1 protein-coding gene is annotated in these 1,168 nt (G+C 44.3%); it reads right to left on the bottom strand.

Annotated features, from left to right (window positions below):
* Window positions 1–194: 194 nt before the first annotated feature.
* On the bottom strand, window positions 195–1,168 hold a 974-nt coding region (locus R7Q38_RS24115), incomplete at its 5' end, for a 5'-nucleotidase C-terminal domain-containing protein (protein WP_318114602.1).

Below are 1,168 nucleotides of genomic sequence, written 5' to 3'. Positions count from 1 at the left end.
TATCAAACATAGAAGCCCAACACAGGGGCGTCAATAACACAAATGAACAATTTTTGAACATATTGTGAAGGTGGAGAATTATCAGCAATTTATCGAAAATAAAAAACCGAAGCACAAAGCTTCGGTTTTGATTTAGGAGCTCTGACGGATTGATTCGATAGAACCATTCTAGTCAGAGCGTAAGGTGTAGAGTATTAGCTACCAGTTGCAGGACAGCCTTTCACTGCTTGGCTATTGCTGAAGTACTTGATGTTGTCTAGGTTCTTGTTGTAGCTATCCGCCGAGATTTGCGGGTTGTTTACGAAGAACTCACGCAGTACTGATGCGTCTGTCATTTGAGTTGATTCAACTTGGATAACTGGGTAGTCATCACCGCCTGCAGCGCTGAAGCTAATTACAGCGAACGTGTAAGTTGCGTCTAGGTTGAAGCCTTTACCGTTAATGTCAGTAATAGTTACTGAGCCAGCATCACAATCTACATCTAGAGTGATGTTGTCTAGTTGAGCGTAAGCACCAGAACCCGCAGATTTCGTAGCAACGACGTCTAGGTATTCTTTTACTTCTTTACCTGTCATGGTCGCTTTTGTTACGAAGTTACCAAATGGTTGTACTGTTAGTACATCACGGTAAGTGATATCGCCAGCTTGGATTGAATCACGAACACCACCGGAGTTCATCACACCAAAGTCTGCTTTCACTAGCTCGTATGTACGGTACGCTTCACCTAGTAGGTGGCCAAGGTTCGTTTGCTGTGAGCGAACTACACCGCGGTCGCCTTCAAGTTTACCATCCGTAGAAGATACTTTAACGTCAAGCAGATCTTGACCTTGCTCTTGGTAAGTACGAAGAATTTGCTTAACTACAGCATCTGGCTTGATTTCTTCAGCGATGAATTGGTAGTCGCCGTTCGCATCTTTTGCCTTTAGGTTTACTGGAATCAAAGCGTAGTTTGCTAGGTGCAGTTTGCCATCGTAGTATTCGAAGTCTGCACGACCTACATATTTACCCCACTCATGGGCTTGCATGATGTATGTGCCGTTTTGTTGGTCTGGAGCACACTCGTCACCTGGTTTGAAGTCTGCATATTCGTTAGTACCCGGCTCCATACATACTGGGTTTTGTGAGTGGCCACCAATAATTGCATCTAGTTGGCCTTCTTCAAGAGAAC

This window comes from Vibrio sp. Vb0598, assembly GCF_033338935.1.
Taxonomy (GTDB): Bacteria; Pseudomonadota; Gammaproteobacteria; order Enterobacterales; family Vibrionaceae; genus Vibrio; species Vibrio alginolyticus.
The sequence above is the reverse complement of the archived record's forward strand: the minus strand, read 5'-3'. Positions and strand labels throughout refer to the sequence as shown.